Here is a 12,340-nt window from a genome sequence, read left to right on the forward strand (position 1 = left end):
CCTATTTAGTCCCAATCATCGTAGTTGTTAGCAGCAGTGACTTCAGGTGCGGCAGCCTCTGAATGAGCCCCATCAATATCTTTCACATTCTCTGTAACATCCTTGATAACCTGTTCCTGTTTGCTGGTATCTCCTGCAGTAGAACTTTTGCTTCCAATTTGGGAAGATGTTACAGCAACAATACGAATTACTTGTTTCAAAGCCTCTATATTGTGAACAGTAAAGACAGCCTCTATAGACCCTGTGAAGTCTTTTAAAACGTCTTTGTCTGCATCATCACCAATAGCAATAGCTATTTTAATTGCGGCTTTAAACCAATTGTTACTTTTCAATTTGGCCAGACCACTTTGGAAATCATCCGTAGGTCCACCATCCGACAATAGAATGATAGCAGGTGCAAACGAGCCACTTGCTGCTTGCATGAAACCATTTCGAGACAATTTGTTGTTAAGTTCCATGCAAGCTGCACCTAAAGAAGTTAAGCCGCTAGCCTGAACATCTTGCCATTTGAAGTCAGCTGCAAGTTTAGGTTCATCGTATAACCAATTAGTGCCATTCGAAAACTCCAAAGCTGCAACTTTGATTTCTGCATCTGGATTAGATGCAGAGATTTCATCAAGCATAGGTAACACGTTTACAACGGCATCGTTGACGGCACCGATTTTATTTCCCACCATACTTCCGGACGTATCGATCAAGAAGAAAAGGGTCATTGTTCTACGTGGTACACTGACCACATCATCTAAAAGTGACATATTTTTAATTTTTAATTGTTGGACATAAATTTGATTTCTGCTTTATGCGGTGCTGCATGGACTCTGAATGTAATTTTCAGTCCTTCTTTGACCGGCAAAATCTCTTGTGGAGCTACAGTTTTCACCTTTCCACTTGGCGTTTCTACAGTCCACGTTTCTGTTGAAACATTTTTAATTAGCAGAAATCCGTTGTTATCAACCGTTACAATCCCATCAGGGGTATTGTCATTGTCGATATAGATAGGGGTTTTATTTGTCAATGGCAGTGAGCGATTAAGCATTACTAGCCTTTTCGACAAGTCTACTTCTTTGTTACAGTTCATACACTTATCTTTAGTGTTGGAGATTGTAACGAAGGTCTCTTCTTTGCAATGATTGCACACAACCAAGCTATCTCGTATGACAGAGATGATCTTTTCCCAATTCTGCTCAATCATACGTTGGCTAGGATTCTTGAGTTTTTCCTGACTAAATTCATCAATGAAAGTGTCGCGAAGTAATTTCGGGAACACAGGCCATCTCTTTATCACATTTTGGTGAATGCCACGAACAGGAAGGTTGGATTTGTCATTAGGATTATAGATAAAAAGGGCCTCACTTCCATAAAATTTCTTTTCGAACGACTCTGTCATACAAGGGCATGCCACAACTTTCGCTCCCTCAAAAGGATGATTAGCGTAAAACAACATAAATAAGATAACAGACAAAGAAAAACGATCGCTATATTTGTCAGGAATACCACCTGCTACAATTTCAGGTGCCATATAGCGAGCCTTTCCCATAATACCAGACTTCTCACCTTGGGGCATTACATTGTCATTGTCGCAAATTAGCACATCTCCAGTCTGAGGATCAATGAAGAAATTGCCGTCATTCAAGTCTTGGTAACTATACCCGAAACGATGGAGCATCATGAAACCATTGCAAATCTTCATGGCAGCTGACAACATTGCAGTAAAAGATTTGAAAGAGACCTTGGCAAGAAGGAAATTGCCAAACTCATAATAATTTTGAGGGCGCAGTTTCATTATATATCCATAACTTCCTTGCTGCTTCTCGGTCAAAAACTCGGGCCATAGGAACGCATCAGACGGAGCACCGGACACAATGTTTCGTTCTAAATTGCGATAAAATTTATCATCTGGTGCATTAAGATACCACTTTAACGCCTTTTTCTCACCACAGACCTCTACGAGGTAGACAATTCCCTGTCCACCTCGACCCAGCTCTTTGATTATGGTTGCAGAACCTCCTCCAACCAAAGACACGATAGAGTTTTTACTTAATTCGGTCATACCTTATTATTTATTAGATGCAACGGACTAATATCCACCGCCTTTAAGATTGATTTCACTGACTTCTGTTAATTCACCTCTTTGACCACAAGTAGGGCATGTCGCAACTCTTTCACCATGATAGCATACAATTTTCCCACAACTACAAATGTAGAATTGTTTGCTTCCACAATAGGGACATCCAGGATAATCAGGAGCAAGTTCTACGCTGCCTGTAACCCTATTATCATCATACCCTTCTCGACGAGCTTTATCTTTGTCAATTTTAAAAGCCCACACAAACTTATATTTCCTTGGACTTATGTAGTCCACGGTTATTCCAAATGGCCGTTTGGTTTCTTCGCATACAGCCATTATTGCAAATGCCTTATCACTGAGAGTTGTCATAGCCCTACGTTATTTAGTGCTGACTATCAGTTCTCGACTATCGACATCTAAACATTTTGCTATATCTGTCAAAGTTTCAAGACCTGGTTGAGCCTTATTAGTGCACCATTTCGAGACAGTTGCTTGATCTTTATGCAATTGTTCAGCCAACCATTTGTTCGTTTTGCATTTTTCTGCTAAAACGGCTTTGATGCGATTTATGCTTTTCTTCTCTTGTGGTGCCATTTTAAAATATGCTATTATACGCCTGCAAATTTAAGATTTTTGCTTCAAATCTTCAAATTTATTTGAGCCTATTTTTCAAGATATTGGCGAATCAGGTAAAAAAATGAATAGGTGTGGGCGCACTTATGCCTCATCTTCAGCTAGGCTGCAAATTATATCATTTTATTAAACAGAAACACCCATCAGGCTTACTCTATGCTTACAGCACCAAGTAAGTTCTGCTGATATGCTATTGCCGCTAAGTGGGTATTCCAATACATTGCCATAGAGAGAGCCTGCAAGATTCCGCTACGCTCCATTTCACAGGTTCTCACAATGGCAACGGTCTTTGAAAAACAGATTGGGCTTGGATGCTATCCTATAAATGGAGTTTTTCTTAGTCCTCTTTGGGCATCTTAGCCGGGTACGTTTTACCGTGCAAAACTACTGTGTACGGGAGAAATGTCAAGTACCGCCACGGGCTTTCGGCTGGAGGGCTTGACAGAAACCTTCCGCAAATTTTCTCGTTCCTCCAAAATTGGGGTATTCCGTCCGCACTCTCCGGCCTCATACTTGCCTTATTCTCCCTTGTGTCCGCAGTGGCTATTTGCACGTAAAACGGTCTTCCCTGCCAAGAAGCTCAAAGGAGCTTCACAAAAGGGAAAAGTATCAGATTTCACCAACTCTTAAAAACAAGGATTTATGCGGACAAGAAGAATGACTATCAAGCAAGGCCGGAGAGTAGGCATAGACCGCTTTCCCAACTTCCACAAAAGCGGAAGCGTCAGGGGCATGAAACGGCTGTACTACGGCAAGGACTGCCTGTTGGTACGTTGTGGCAGCTACATCTACAATGTTTCCGCTGAACTGAGAATTTACTATCAAGCAACCATCTAAAACTTTTCAATTATGTATGAAACAGATTTTCCCGAATACGGGCAGCAATGCGAACTGGTCACACCGTGGCGTGGCTACCATCGCGGAACGATTGTGGGCAGGACTGCAAAAGGCTTTATCGTGCAGTTCAGCAGCGGAGCGGAAATAGAAGTGTATGACGACGAAATAGAATTTGACTGATATGAGCAGACTGATGACACCCCGGTTGGAGGAAGCCTTGGAAGGCTATCCCCTTTATTCCCAGGACGGCAAGGGAAAAGAAGCGGTTTGCCGTGCCATCTTCGCTCTTGGAGCGGTACGCTGGTTCATCCTTGAAGGTGAGAGAGAAGAGAACGACACTATCCTCTTTGGCATCGTGGTAGGACTTGCGGAGGACGAATACGGCTATATCTCTCTTAACGAATTGTCGGAAGTGGAGCTTGACCTTACGGCACAAGGCTTGGGTAAGCTACAAGTAAGGCTACAGGAGAATTTTACTCCTACGCCGTTAAAGAACTTGCAGGACTTCCGTCTGCAACAGTTCTTAGCCAGATTTGAACATTAAAATAACCCGTCAGCCATGGTGCAATCAACCGAGTGCCACGGCTGACATAAACATCAATAACCATGCGAACGAGAAACAAGATTATAAAGGAAGTCATACAATGTGCAGAGACAAACGGATGGCATGTGGATGCAGAGAAGCATCAGGACAAGAATATCGTCATCTTTGAGTTTTCCCAATTCACTCCTGCCGGACAGGATTTCTTCTTTTCGGCCACTATGCAAGGACGTAGCCTTGAAAGTCTGGTCGACGACATGGAAGAGTATTACGAGGGTTTTGATGCAGATGCGGAAGCCTATCTGTGGCTGGACAGCAACGGACACGGCAAAAACGGCGCACCCTACCGAATGAAGGATGTGCTGGCCGACATGGAAGCGGCAGAAGGTATGGTCAGTAAGCTGCTTGAAGCGGTCAGGGACTTGACAAGTTGAACACAAATACAAACATGGCCTGCCATATCTCCATTGGTGTGGCAGGCTATGAAATTTTCATCCTATCTCCGTTTACGACCTTTTTTCGGTAGTCCAGCGGTCTTGTAGGCAATCAGGTCGTTGCCACGGAACTGTATTTTCAAATTGCCCTGCATCCGGAAGAACGGCAACGGCCTTTCCGTATGGGTAATGTAATCATAGATGGTACATCGGTGTATGCCAAGGAAACGTGCCGCTTCGCTCACTGAATACGATTGTTCCGGCCTTATCTCTGAGAACTTCTTGTGTAAATCCATTGCACAAACATTTTTTGCCGATAAAAGTACGCCAAAAGCACATACAGAGTTGCATGTCAAACAATGGAATATCAAAGAGTTAATGGGATATTTTCGGAATACGTGTTCCTTTATCACAAGAACCTTGTTACCGACATAATAGTGTCGTGTGAAAACGTGCCGAATGAGGAGGTATGTTCTCTCGTTTTGAAAAAAACATATATTTGAGAGGTGACAGCGTTGACAAGGAAGTCTGTGCGTAAAGTTACCAAATCAAATCATTGCAAGTATTTGTAATACAGAATATTATCTTATTTCTTTAAAAAAAGAAAGAACAATATATGTTCTCGTGTTTGTCAACCGTTGGCAATGCATCTCAAAGCGCTACATCAAAGTGACTACCTTTGTCAACGTTTGTCAACGCAATAATCTTATAGAAAATATTTGATACGCTGTGACTTATCCTTTGTCAACACCGTCAACACCTAAATGTGTGCTTATTATATTCTGAAATGCGCTTAATAAAAAAAGGCCATCCGAAGATGACCTTTCAGTGTATGTCTTATGATTTTATTCTTTCCAAAGCGGTTGACTTTGCCAGTTCTTTACAAATCCCATGGCCGAAGTGTCTACCATGTGATATTTTGACAATAAGGCAACAAGACGCTGCTTGAATGTGTTATTGGGACGGATAATGTCTACAAAGTGTTTCAAGATGCAAAGAGTGAAGAACACACGTCCTTGTTGCACGTTGTTGTCCACCCAAGGGCGCAACGGCCTTGTCATGGTCAATGCTCGCAAAGAAAGTGAACGGTTCCACAACCTTGCATGGTGGCAGCATGAATTCCGGGTCAGTGTGACAATGGTCATCCATGAAACGAATACAGGAACGGTCAGGCCAAAATACCGTGCAATTTTTTTGCGTATCTGGTTGCTTGCGATGTTCTCATACAGTCGGGTCAAAGTACCCAAAGGTATTATCTCGGCAATCATCCATGAAGGAGGGTACGGGTCATCATAGGACTGCTTGAAATGGAGTATGAAATCTTCACGGCTGGTTTGTATCTCCTTATCAATAAGCGCCAAAGTCTTGTTATATTTGTCACTATGGGCAAAACGTGAAGGATTGGTCATCCAGAACACGTCACCGGTCTCAGCACATACGATATTTGTAATTGTGCTTCGGACAGCTACCTCTATGCGCTCAATCTGGTCAAAAACAAGTTGGCGAAACTCCCTGTCAAACTCGTATAGGCTTACGGCACTGCCTAAGGTGCTTCCACTTTTGTATCTGTGTTCAGATTTGGGTACTTTAAGAAAAGGGTACAAATACCCGGACAAACGATAATAGCCTACCGACCGCAATATGCTTTCGGCATCATCTATATCTGAACAGTCCAAACCTCTGTCTTGAAGAATGGTCAAAAGTTCGGTTGGAGACGAATAATGTTTGGTGTATCTCATATAAAAATAAAACGACCCGCCGATTTAAGCATTGTTAAGAGGCTTGGCGGGTTCTTGTAGTGCAAAGATACGAATAATACTTGATACTACCAAATCCTCTACTGCTTTTTTACTGTAATTTCTTCACAATCCCTATGTAGAGATAATTATTAACCTGTATAAAGCTTCATTCTACTATCTTTTATGGTTCTTGACACATTAAAAAGGAAACTCTTTCTGCATGGCTACTTCTGATGGAAGATTTGCATCTTCTGCACTGTCGTATTCCTCTACAGTTTCTTGGGCATCTGTTATTACTTCTGTTTCAAGGTCAAGCCCAAACATATCTTTCAACTGCTGGTAATCAAAGCACAACGCTTTTGGGCGGTTGACCTTGACCTTTTTGACCTGTTCGTTGCCAACCATTTCTATCGTATAATCGGGCATACCGTTTGGCATGAGTATGGTGAACCTGTCCTGCTTTAAACCCAGATAGGTAGGATGCGACTTCAAATAGGATAGGATGGTTGACCAATTAGAACGGTTGGTGGTGACATTCGTATTCCGGCTGTTGAACAACGAAGCCACCGCAGCCATATTCAAATACAAGATGGGACGTGCTTCCTTGAACTCTATATCCTCTTTCGCGGATATGGGTCGGAAACTCCGCATATACCGGATGCGGTAATGCGCCTTTTCCACGCATTTGCCTGAAGTCTGGAATCCTTGCAGCATATTCCAAAAATCGGCGACCTCCGAACTTTCCTGTGCCAACTCATTTTGGTTTCGCAGCCCCCTGAGCGAAATGTCGAACAGGTCAGCATAGCTGAAAGGCACGTCTATCACGGTTTCCAATGTTCGGAACGCCGCCAACGGTATCACCCAGTTGCCGAAAATACGGTCATGTATCTTTTCGTTTTCCAGTTTTGCCGCCAATTCGCGCTTTGTGATGGAGTAAATTTCCGGGAAGTTTTTCTCGAACAGTTCCCTATGGTTTAACACTTCGACAGTAAGATGCGACAGCCCCATATTACACACGGCCACCAAATCCTCGTAATGGCTTTTCTCTGTCTGATTGAATGAAGTTTTGGAAAAGCCGAGAAAGATGACACGGGTGTACAGTGCCATATCCTGCGTAGGCTTATCCTGACCGCAAAGTACCACGCCTGTACTGACAATGGTCTGTGTGGCCATACCGTCTGTGTTCGTATTTTTCTTTGTCTGGCCACCGCCTCCCCAAAGACCTTTCAAATAAGCAATCTTACGAATGTCGAGGTCGTTCTTGTATTCATCAAGCACTACGAGCGTGTTGACCGCCTGCGAAACCCTGTCGTTCATGGCAGGGACTGTTGAAACGCTAAGGTTGGGCGGATCTACACCGTGTATGAAGAACGCCTGGAGCGAGGTGGCAAGGGTGGTCTTTCCAGTTCCTTTCTCACCGAATAGGTTAAGAATGGGAAAATGTCTTGTACGGCGGAAAACTACATCCCGGAACAAAGTGGAGAGTAGATAGCAGAAAGCGACGGTGGCGTTCTCGCCGAACACCTCCACCAACCGTCCTACATAATCATATAGTTTTATGCCGTTCCAGTTCTCATGTACCATCAGCCGCTCAAACTGAAATATCTCCAGATTGTGGATGTATATCTTTGAACAGGCTGGAATATAAAAAGCCTTTCCGTTCACGCCACGGACAATGCCAAGGTCATCGACTTTACGGAAAGTACCGTCTGTCAATATCCCGTTCCCAAAAGCAAAGAAACCCTCCGTGGCATTCCATCCCAATTTGCGTACCCGTTCCGCCGTGTCGGTTTTGGAGTACAGGTATTCTTTGACACGGTTGAGTTTGTCTATCTTGGCTAGCCACACATAGTTGCCCAGCGAGCCGACCTTTTGCTGGAAGCTGTTCAGCGAACACAATTCGGACTCTCTCAGCTCAATGACACGGCATATATTATAGGTGTTCCGCATGCGGAAGATGCGTGTACCGTTGTTCTCGTCCTCGATGTGGAACAGCGGTTCCATGATGAAATTTGAAATCCTTGACGGTTCCTCATCGTCATTCCCGGTAGCATAGTAACAGTTCTCCCTGATGAACAACCCATGTTGACGTAACAATTCCGCTTCACGCTGCTTTTCGTCCAATGGCGTGAGTTTATCTTGCTTTTTCCGCGCCTCTCCACGGGCTTGCGTTACGGCATCACGCCACAGTTTTGCTTTTCCGTAAATTCTGGCCAGTTCATCAATGCACTGGTTAAACACCAGCTGGTCTTTCACGTAGCGCATCAAGTCGGCAATTTCCGACACGCATTTCCGTTCTTCCACCAAAGAATCCGCTACAAGGAAGCGTTTCTGTGCCAGCCAGACAATAAACAGTTTTTCTTTCAGTGATGTGTAATCCTCCCGGCAATGAATGAAACTGTCTGCGTCGTTCTTTCCGGATTTCACATTCCAGCCGTTTTCACCGTCGGGGATTTCGGCAAACGGCAGTTCCCTTACGGTTACATGGAAACCTTTCCTGACAGCTGTTGTCCCGTTTGCCATGACCGCCTCAAATCCCGGCCCGAAGGGCTTTCCTTCACAGATATCGGAATCGGGGATGAAGCATAATGAAGACGTGTACTTTTTCAGTCGCTCAAACTGGCTGTCCGTCCATGCTGTACCCAATGCGGCCACGGTATTGTCGTAGCCGACGGACTGCATACGCAGCACGTCGGGCGCACCCTCCACGATGATGAAGTACTCCGCATTGCGTTCACGGCTCGCCCTGTCTATGCCGAACAGGCATTCACCCTTAGCATATACCGTACTGTTTGGCGAATTGATGTATTTCGGTGAATTCGGGCTGTTCCCGATGTAACGGGCGGTATAAGCGATGATGCGCCCCCATCTGTTGCGTATGGGAATCATAATCCGGTGTCTGAACATGGCATATACATGGCCGTCATCTCCACGCCGGAGCAGACCCAACTCGAAAAGTGCATCTTCGTCCAGTCCTTTTGCCCGGCAGAACTCCATGAACGCACCTCCGTCATGTGGTGCGTACCCGATGCCTGCGATCGAACAGAACTCTTCCGGCCATCTTCCGTAAGTATATTCACGGGCATGGCGGCTTTCATCACTGTCAGGCATCAGCAGGCTGCCTACAAAAAAGTCTTGCACATGACCGAGTGTGGCAAGAAGCTTTTCCTTGTGCTGATTCTTTGCTGCTTGCTCCTTGTCCTGTCCTTCCACATACTCAATGGGAATATTGTGCCGTCTGGCCAAAAACTCAATAGCTTCCATGAAGGAAAGGTTTTCTTTCTCCATTATGAATGTGATGGCATCGCCGCCACGGTTGCAGCTGAAACAGTGGAACAGGTTCTTTCCCGGACTGACAGAAAAAGAGCCGGTCCGCTCCTCATGGAACGGACAAACGCCCATCAGGGTCGAGCCTTTCCTTGACAGTCTGACATACGGCTCCAATACATCCTCGATGGAAAGCTCCCTGACCTTGTTGATTGTTGATTCGCTTATCATAGTGTTGTCAGGAGTTTCCAACAATCAATTATGGACTGGCCGGAATATTTTGGCCGGCTGGCATTATCGGGATTAAGCGGCTTTATCAAGCCGCTGGCCTTATATTTTCTAAGCGTCTTGTAACTGACACCCAGTTCTGCGCAAGTACGCTTGACCGAATAAACCCCTTCCGGGTCACATGTTGGCACTAATTCTCTCATCCGCTATATTTTTTTCGTATGCCAGTTCCGTAGGTCTCATAAGTTACAGCACAGGCATATCCTGATATTGTTTTCTTATTTCTTTGTATCTAAACTATTTCTGTTTATACCAGAAGAAGTGTTGTCGAAATAGTCCTGTACCGTGCGTTGCAGGAGGCGGAGGTCAGCCGTCCTGTATTCCACTTTGCCGGGTCTCTTGTAGCACACCACTTTCCCTTGCCGTCTCCATCTTTCGACATTCCGGCGGCCGAACATCTCATAAGCCTTTCTCTGGCTGACAAATTCCGGATCGGCATTGTCGGATTTCAGGTACTTGACAATCCTTGCCGCAAGGTCATTTAGAAATGTGTCATAAGGGATTAGACGGTCTAAAAACTGGAGGAACTGCATAGATCCAGGATTTACAAGGTACGCATTACGGTAATGGTCTGTTTCTCCCTGTCCGTCCGTGTCTTAAACTGACGGTTGTAGATGGCACCAAGTTCTGAGGCTTGGGTTCGGACGCTTTTCAGCCTGGAGATGTGGAAGGTGATTTCATCGCCAACTTCGAGTGCGACAAGCGCAGGACGGATTTTTTCCATGTTTTCTGCCATAATATTTGTTTGTTTAATGATTAATGTTTAACTTTGTAGTCGCTAATTCAATTTATATCATCGGCAAAATAACATAAAAAGGTTTATATAGCCAAATATTTGTTTGATAATTGTTGATTTAATATTGCAATTTAAGGTTTGACCCATGAATATAGACATAAAAGACGTACATGTGGGGCAGGCTATTGACCAACGCCGCAACGAACTCGGTCTTTCTAAGTCCGAGCTTGGGCGCAGACTTGGCATTCCCCAACAGCATATCAACCGCCTTCTGGAAAGGGAAACGATGGAGACCAAGCGGCTTGTCAAGGCTTGCAAGGCGTTGGACTTTAATTTTTTCGCCTTGTTCTGCCCGGTCAACCCCCAAATATCCGCATACCTCGCGGCAGTGGCATTGGACGGGGGAGATGCCAATAACAACATTGGCGATAGTGGTCTTGCAGCCCAGCTTACCGCTGAACAGGCCAAGGTGGAAAACTTGAACGGCACTATCAAGCTATTGAAGGAGCAGATAGATAGCCTGAATGCACAAATTATCCGTCTGGACTCCAATCTGAAGGATAAGGACGCCATCATAGAACTATTAAAAGAAAGGAGGTAATATCAAAAGATAAAATCACCTATCGTCAAATCACTACGCGGCGTCACGGGATTTTTATGGCGATTCAATGTTTCTCTTTTGCGGAATGAATTGTATTGCTTGATTGATAGCACATACAAATTACATACAAAACGTATATAAGACATTGATAATAAGTCTTATATTACAGTGGCGCAAGCTGCAATAGAGAATTAAGATACATTTGAGACAAGAACCTCACGCAAACGCCCTTAAACGCATACAAATCACATACGAAAACTTTCTAACGCATTGTTAGTCAGAAAAGTATTAAAGAGGCGCAGGCTGCTATTGAGAGATAAAGCAAGATAGCTAACTATTGGTAAGATAGGCGGCAGGTGTGGGAAAAAACACCTTGCCGCCTATCATCGTTAGTGGGGTATGTACAATCTGATATGCTTTTTAGCGTATAGTATCGATATCGAAAGTTTTTTATAGTCAAAAGTGGGTAATTGGGCAGCAGATAAAAATGCATCCACATTACTAAGGCTAACGACAAAAAGGAAAACATGTCTATTCAAAAGACGTGTAATACCCTTATGTGTTACAAGGAATATTTCAGCGAACATTCGGACATGGATTTGGATGCATTCTTAGGCTTCATCCTTAACAATGTTGTAATGATATACATTTCTGCAGACTCATTCCATAAATACCTGTTTTTCGGAAACCTGCCTTTTCCAATGCCCGCATGGAGGCAAAATTGCCGGCATAGACCTTAGCAAAAATCCGCACGACATCGGTTTGGCTGAAATAATCGCTGACAGCTTGACGCAAAGCCTGCGTCATAATCCCTTTATTCCAATAGGGTTCGGCAATCCAATAACCTATTTCCGCATTAAAGCGTTCCACGTCTGTGCCTCTGTCGAAACTGATGTTTCCGGCAGCTTCCGCATTTATTTCAATGCAATAATTATTTTGTACCTCTTGGACCTTGATGTATCGTATGAATGCGGCTCGTTGAGTACCAGCATGATTTTATTTAATGAATGTCCGCAATTAGCCAATTCGACTGAGTTGAAAATGCAGTAGTACTGCGTTTGCCGATGCAGTATATATTCGTAGGCGGATGCAGTATATATTCAACCGCGAATGCAGTATATATTCAACTGCGGATGCAGTATATATTCATTTTTTGAATATCCGCAAACATCCCAATGGATGGAAAGGAGTTAAAA

15 protein-coding genes and 1 pseudogene are annotated in these 12,340 nt (G+C 44.1%); 5 read left to right on the forward strand and 11 right to left on the reverse strand.

Annotation, left to right across the window (positions count from 1 at the left end):
• Positions 1 to 5: 5 nt before the first annotated feature.
• The 4 genes from B5F71_RS02820 to B5F71_RS02835 are packed head-to-tail and all read right to left on the reverse strand — an operon-like array spanning position 6 to position 2,662.
• Entirely contained in the window at positions 6 to 755 is a 750-nt protein-coding gene (locus tag B5F71_RS02820) for a VWA domain-containing protein (protein ID WP_087207560.1), read from the reverse strand.
• Between the two features lie 11 nt (positions 756 to 766).
• The gene (locus tag B5F71_RS02825; protein WP_087207562.1) at positions 767 to 2,050 is read right to left on the reverse strand and encodes a serine/threonine-protein kinase; all 1,284 of its coding nucleotides are present in this window, start codon (positions 2,048 to 2,050) and stop codon (positions 767 to 769) included.
• Positions 2,051 to 2,077: 27 nt separating this feature from the next.
• Positions 2,078 to 2,437 carry a TerY-C metal binding domain-containing protein gene (locus tag B5F71_RS02830; protein ID WP_087207564.1) on the reverse strand — a complete coding sequence of 120 codons (360 nt, stop codon included), beginning with the start codon at positions 2,435 to 2,437 and terminating at the stop codon, positions 2,078 to 2,080.
• A 9-nt stretch (positions 2,438 to 2,446) separates the two neighbouring features.
• Complete coding sequence (locus B5F71_RS02835; protein WP_087207566.1) at positions 2,447 to 2,662, reverse strand: helix-turn-helix transcriptional regulator; 216 nt, start codon at positions 2,660 to 2,662, stop codon at positions 2,447 to 2,449.
• Positions 2,663 to 3,343: 681 nt separating this feature from the next.
• Here B5F71_RS02835 and B5F71_RS02840 point away from each other — a divergent pair.
• The 4 genes from B5F71_RS02840 to B5F71_RS02855 all read left to right on the forward strand — a co-directional run bounded on the left by B5F71_RS02840 (position 3,344) and on the right by B5F71_RS02855 (position 4,513).
• Positions 3,344 to 3,538, forward strand: coding sequence for a hypothetical protein (locus B5F71_RS02840; RefSeq protein ID WP_087207568.1), 195 nt, complete (start codon positions 3,344 to 3,346; stop codon positions 3,536 to 3,538).
• A 12-nt stretch (positions 3,539 to 3,550) separates the two neighbouring features.
• Positions 3,551 to 3,718, forward strand: coding sequence for a hypothetical protein (locus B5F71_RS02845; protein WP_022384503.1), 168 nt, complete (start codon positions 3,551 to 3,553; stop codon positions 3,716 to 3,718).
• 1 nt (position 3,719) lies between these two features.
• Positions 3,720 to 4,082 carry a hypothetical protein gene (locus tag B5F71_RS02850; RefSeq protein ID WP_087207570.1) on the forward strand — a complete coding sequence of 121 codons (363 nt, stop codon included), beginning with the start codon at positions 3,720 to 3,722 and terminating at the stop codon, positions 4,080 to 4,082.
• 62 nt (positions 4,083 to 4,144) lie between these two features.
• Positions 4,145 to 4,513 (forward strand): hypothetical protein, encoded by a 369-nt coding sequence (locus B5F71_RS02855; RefSeq protein ID WP_087207572.1) that lies wholly within the window; start codon positions 4,145 to 4,147, stop codon positions 4,511 to 4,513.
• Positions 4,514 to 4,575: 62 nt separating this feature from the next.
• Here B5F71_RS02855 and B5F71_RS02860 read toward each other — a convergent pair whose 3' ends face one another.
• The 6 genes from B5F71_RS02860 to B5F71_RS02885 all read right to left on the reverse strand — a co-directional run bounded on the left by B5F71_RS02860 (position 4,576) and on the right by B5F71_RS02885 (position 10,543).
• Positions 4,576 to 4,809 carry a helix-turn-helix domain-containing protein gene (locus B5F71_RS02860; RefSeq protein WP_087207574.1) on the reverse strand — a complete coding sequence of 78 codons (234 nt, stop codon included), beginning with the start codon at positions 4,807 to 4,809 and terminating at the stop codon, positions 4,576 to 4,578.
• 549 nt (positions 4,810 to 5,358) lie between these two features.
• A complete protein-coding gene (locus tag B5F71_RS02865) occupies positions 5,359 to 6,252 on the reverse strand; it encodes an Abi family protein (protein ID WP_087207575.1) in 894 nt (297 codons plus the stop codon).
• 198 nt (positions 6,253 to 6,450) lie between these two features.
• Positions 6,451 to 9,750: a DNA primase gene (dnaG, locus tag B5F71_RS02870; RefSeq protein ID WP_087207577.1), complete on the reverse strand. Its 3,300-nt coding sequence runs from the start codon at positions 9,748 to 9,750 to the stop codon at positions 6,451 to 6,453.
• Positions 9,747 to 9,950 (reverse strand): hypothetical protein, encoded by a 204-nt coding sequence (locus tag B5F71_RS20935; protein WP_022384515.1) that lies wholly within the window; start codon positions 9,948 to 9,950, stop codon positions 9,747 to 9,749. The genes dnaG and B5F71_RS20935 overlap by 4 nt, the downstream gene beginning before the upstream one ends.
• 75 nt (positions 9,951 to 10,025) lie before the next feature.
• Positions 10,026 to 10,340 carry a hypothetical protein gene (locus tag B5F71_RS02880; RefSeq protein ID WP_087207578.1) on the reverse strand — a complete coding sequence of 105 codons (315 nt, stop codon included), beginning with the start codon at positions 10,338 to 10,340 and terminating at the stop codon, positions 10,026 to 10,028.
• A gap of 11 nt (positions 10,341 to 10,351) precedes the next feature.
• Entirely contained in the window at positions 10,352 to 10,543 is a 192-nt protein-coding gene (locus B5F71_RS02885; RefSeq protein ID WP_087207580.1) for a hypothetical protein, read from the reverse strand.
• Between the two features lie 145 nt (positions 10,544 to 10,688).
• Between B5F71_RS02885 and B5F71_RS02890 the strand changes: the two genes are divergently transcribed.
• Positions 10,689 to 11,144, forward strand: a complete 456-nt coding sequence (locus B5F71_RS02890; RefSeq protein WP_087207581.1) for a helix-turn-helix transcriptional regulator — start codon at positions 10,689 to 10,691, stop codon at positions 11,142 to 11,144.
• Positions 11,145 to 11,810: 666 nt separating this feature from the next.
• Here B5F71_RS02890 and B5F71_RS02895 read toward each other — a convergent pair.
• A pseudogene (locus B5F71_RS02895) lies at positions 11,811 to 12,113 on the reverse strand (GNAT family N-acetyltransferase); the annotation flags it as partial.
• Positions 12,114 to 12,340 lie beyond the last annotated feature (227 nt).

Source organism: Bacteroides sp. An269 (assembly GCF_002159755.1).
Classification (GTDB): Bacteria; Bacteroidota; Bacteroidia; order Bacteroidales; family Bacteroidaceae; genus Phocaeicola; species Phocaeicola intestinalis.

What these genes read in the sequence shown, in the direction of transcription:
- B5F71_RS02855 (WP_087207572.1), top strand. Translation starts at nt 4,145, where the DNA reads ATGCGAACGAGAAACAAGATTATAAAGGAAGTCATACAATGTGCAGAG.
- B5F71_RS02860 (WP_087207574.1), bottom strand. Translation starts at nt 4,809, where the DNA reads ATGGATTTACACAAGAAGTTCTCAGAGATAAGGCCGGAACAATCGTAT.
- B5F71_RS02845 (WP_022384503.1), top strand. Translation starts at nt 3,551, where the DNA reads ATGTATGAAACAGATTTTCCCGAATACGGGCAGCAATGCGAACTGGTC.
- B5F71_RS02825 (WP_087207562.1), bottom strand. Translation starts at nt 2,050, where the DNA reads ATGACCGAATTAAGTAAAAACTCTATCGTGTCTTTGGTTGGAGGAGGT.
- B5F71_RS02835 (WP_087207566.1), bottom strand. Translation starts at nt 2,662, where the DNA reads ATGGCACCACAAGAGAAGAAAAGCATAAATCGCATCAAAGCCGTTTTA.
- B5F71_RS02850 (WP_087207570.1), top strand. Translation starts at nt 3,720, where the DNA reads ATGAGCAGACTGATGACACCCCGGTTGGAGGAAGCCTTGGAAGGCTAT.
- B5F71_RS02820 (WP_087207560.1), bottom strand. Translation starts at nt 755, where the DNA reads ATGTCACTTTTAGATGATGTGGTCAGTGTACCACGTAGAACAATGACC.
- B5F71_RS02890 (WP_087207581.1), top strand. Translation starts at nt 10,689, where the DNA reads ATGAATATAGACATAAAAGACGTACATGTGGGGCAGGCTATTGACCAA.
- dnaG (WP_087207577.1), bottom strand. Translation starts at nt 9,750, where the DNA reads ATGATAAGCGAATCAACAATCAACAAGGTCAGGGAGCTTTCCATCGAG.
- B5F71_RS02865 (WP_087207575.1), bottom strand. Translation starts at nt 6,252, where the DNA reads ATGAGATACACCAAACATTATTCGTCTCCAACCGAACTTTTGACCATT.
- B5F71_RS02840 (WP_087207568.1), top strand. Translation starts at nt 3,344, where the DNA reads ATGCGGACAAGAAGAATGACTATCAAGCAAGGCCGGAGAGTAGGCATA.
- B5F71_RS02830 (WP_087207564.1), bottom strand. Translation starts at nt 2,437, where the DNA reads ATGACAACTCTCAGTGATAAGGCATTTGCAATAATGGCTGTATGCGAA.
- B5F71_RS02880 (WP_087207578.1), bottom strand. Translation starts at nt 10,340, where the DNA reads ATGCAGTTCCTCCAGTTTTTAGACCGTCTAATCCCTTATGACACATTT.
- B5F71_RS02885 (WP_087207580.1), bottom strand. Translation starts at nt 10,543, where the DNA reads ATGGCAGAAAACATGGAAAAAATCCGTCCTGCGCTTGTCGCACTCGAA.
- B5F71_RS20935 (WP_022384515.1), bottom strand. Translation starts at nt 9,950, where the DNA reads ATGAGAGAATTAGTGCCAACATGTGACCCGGAAGGGGTTTATTCGGTC.